The organism is Candidatus Chloroploca sp. Khr17 (genome assembly GCF_004138165.1).
Classification (GTDB): domain Bacteria; phylum Chloroflexota; class Chloroflexia; order Chloroflexales; family Chloroflexaceae; genus Chloroploca.
On record NZ_RYFF01000132.1, the window covers coordinates 1 to 2,820 of the forward strand.

General features: G+C 60.0%; 3 protein-coding genes. 2 read left to right on the plus strand and 1 reads right to left on the minus strand.

Annotation, left to right across the window (positions count from 1 at the left end):
* Positions 1–337: 337 nt before the first annotated feature.
* Entirely contained in the window at positions 338–577 is a 240-nt protein-coding gene (locus EKD05_RS25300) for a type II toxin-antitoxin system Phd/YefM family antitoxin (RefSeq protein WP_129678404.1), read from the plus strand.
* A gap of 468 nt (positions 578–1,045) precedes the next feature.
* Here EKD05_RS25300 and EKD05_RS26230 read toward each other — a convergent pair whose 3' ends face one another.
* On the minus strand, positions 1,046–1,186 hold the full coding sequence (locus EKD05_RS26230) for a hypothetical protein (protein ID WP_165360990.1): 141 nt from the start codon (positions 1,184–1,186) through the stop codon (positions 1,046–1,048).
* Positions 1,187–1,658: 472 nt separating this feature from the next.
* On the opposite strand from EKD05_RS26230, the gene EKD05_RS25305 reads away from it, so the two are divergent.
* A complete protein-coding gene (locus EKD05_RS25305) occupies positions 1,659–2,783 on the plus strand; it encodes a M23 family metallopeptidase (protein ID WP_129678407.1) in 1,125 nt (374 codons plus the stop codon).
* The last annotated feature ends 37 nt before the right edge of the window (positions 2,784–2,820 follow it).

Below are 2,820 nucleotides of genomic sequence, written 5' to 3' on the forward strand. Positions count from 1 at the left end.
TCCGATCTGGTGGACGTTGCCGCACGCGGCGAACCTGGGGCGAAAGTGGTCTATGTGCGGCTACGGAAAGCCAAATAGTCCGTGTGCGGTGGCTACGCCCGCAGGAACTAGCGCGTCCCAGCCGCGCTCAGAGGCTGGCGCTGGGAACGCGGCTAGGCGGGGTCTTCCGTCGTGGCCCACTGAATTAGCTCACAGGCATAGCAGCGGATTTGTTGCTCCCTTTGCCCCTGTTTGTTTGGCAACGGATGCGAGGGTGTGGTAGGATGACGCCACATGAGCGTATGCCGTTGTTCTCTCAGGCCCCCGGCCACCCAACCGCACGAAAGGAACCAACCCGATGCCCGTTTCCACCCGACATATGTTTGATATTGACTTGCAGCACGGCGTGCTCCCTGTTTCCCAAGCGGCCAGTTCCTTGGCGGCGATGATCCGACGCTCGGCGCAGCAGCAGCGCCCCGTGGTGATCACGCAGAAGGGCAAACCGACGGCGGTCTTGCTCTCGGTTGAGTTGTTCGACGCGCTGCGGGCGCTGGTCGACGATGCCCGCCCGCCCGTCGCTGCGCCGCCCGAGGGGTAGGTTTCGCATACGACTGGTTTGTGTGACGCCACGGCGCGAAGGCGCAAAGGGTTGCGGGATCTGCGTTGCGCCGTTGTGCCTTTGCGTCTTGGCGTCTGTCGCGCTGCGGTACCTCGGCCCCGGCGCGAGCAGCGCAGGCACGGGCGGCCCGGTGCAGTCACCGCGCACACAGGCGGCTCGCGGCGCAGGTCGTATGATGGGGGGATGCTGCTCGGTAGAGGCGAAAGCCGCACGGCTTCGTAGGCCATGCATGCGGCCACCCGCTCTGTTGTCGCCTCATAGCTCCGTTCGAACCCTGTCCTCGAAGGGACGGGTTATCCCAATGCGAGGGAGACCTCAACGGTTTTCCGTCGCGTAGGAGTTCTGCGCGGCAACCGGCCCGCTTCTCTGCGGTTCAGGTGGGTCGCCCGAACGCGCACGCGGTGCAGCCCGCAGGTGATCAACGACCATGAGAATTACCGGCGAAACTCACATAACGTTCTCGCACTTCCTCCCGGCGTCGGTGATGGCCTGCTGTGGATGGTTGACCACAATGATGATGATCGCTGGATGTGCGATGGCCTGACGGCGCGGCGGCGCGGCCTGCAATGGACGCTCCCAGGCTGACATTGGGCAATTCCAAACGGGCCACCGCCCGGGCCATCGCCGAACCCATGCTGCGCTTGTTCACCACGATCCATGTGTCCATCCCACGACTCGGCAATGAAGGGATCGACCCTGTCGTTGCGTTATGCACGCCTGCCCACCAACGAAATACGCCAACGGTGGAGGTGTTTATCCATGTTGTGCAGGTAGGTGATCGTGGTTGTCTATCCGTATCGCTGACAACCGTGCTGAGGATAGCAAACAGAGATCGGTTTTGGTAATGGCAACATGCTAGGATTGTCTCAGTGTCCTCACCTTCATTGATGAGGTATGTACCCTTGTTGTCTGTGTGTCTTCATGTGTTCCCCTGTACAGTCGAGGAGATGCTATAGACGTAGACACGCGCCTTGATGCAGCGCTACCAGGTTGATGGAACCCTTCGTCACTCATCCAGTCCCTCGTTTTCAATCGTGCCTTGCAGATCGGGAGATCGACCATGAATCGTAACATGCAGCACTTGCTCACCATGTGTAGCCTTCTTGTGCTGTTATTCTTCTCAATCGGTTCTATTGCGCAGGGATTTCAGACACAGACGACGGATCGCGAGCTTGATCAGGCGATTACCCATGCGTTGATCAGGATGCGCGGCGAGGCCCCCAGCACTGAGATGATCATTGAACCTGTGGACTCAGTCGCGGGATGGGTCTTCGGTACGGTTGCGGTTGCCGCACCGGTTGTGCCTGATGCCACACCCGAGGTGTATCTGTTTCTGACGCGTCCCGGATTGGGTGGCCCCGTCGTTTCATTCCATGGTAGCGAAGAGTTCCGGACGTGGTCGCTGGAGGCACCAGCGAGTTTAGCGCTCCCCTCACGGCAGATCATCGCGCCTGCGCAAAGCGCCGCCTTGGCCGGGCATGGTGGCGCACAACTCAGTCTGCCTTGGCCCATCGGGGAAACGTGGACGTTCACCGGAGGATCCCACGGCAGCCGCAAGGAAGCGGTTGACTTTGCTGGTGGAAGTGGCGAAATCCGTGCCGCACGTGGAGGCATCGCGTACATCCCTTGTGCGAATAAAGTGGTGATTGACCACGGTGATGGTTGGCAGACAGGGTATTACCATGTCTCAGGGATTCAGGTGCGGCATGGTCAGGCGGTGAGTCGTGGTCAAGCACTGGGACAGATGTCCGCAGAGAGCGGCTGTGGAGGCGGTGCGACGGGCCCCCATGTGCATTTCTCGACCTCGCTGCACGGAGTGGATCAACCAATCCGCGATCATATTCTCGGCGGTTGGACTATCATTGATGGAGCGCTTGACTATGCGGGGTGTATGAGCAAGGCGGGTGTCACGACGCAATGTGCTCCGTTGGGGCGCATTCCAAGCAATGGCATGATCGGCAGTGGAGTGAAAAGAACCACGGGTATTCCGCCGATTGAACATTGTTTCACCTGGCAAAACGACTCGCGCTTGGATTGTTTTGTGCGGGGCACGGATGACCGGCTCCACCAGCGCTTCTGGAACGGGGCAAATTGGTCAGACTGGATGGATTTAGGCGGCGGGCTGCGTTCCGCGCCGACGTGTTTTGTTGAATGTCAACTAGATTTGCCGCCTGGTGTCAACTAGATTTGCCGGTTCCCGCTCCCTTCCCTCGTGACCTGCG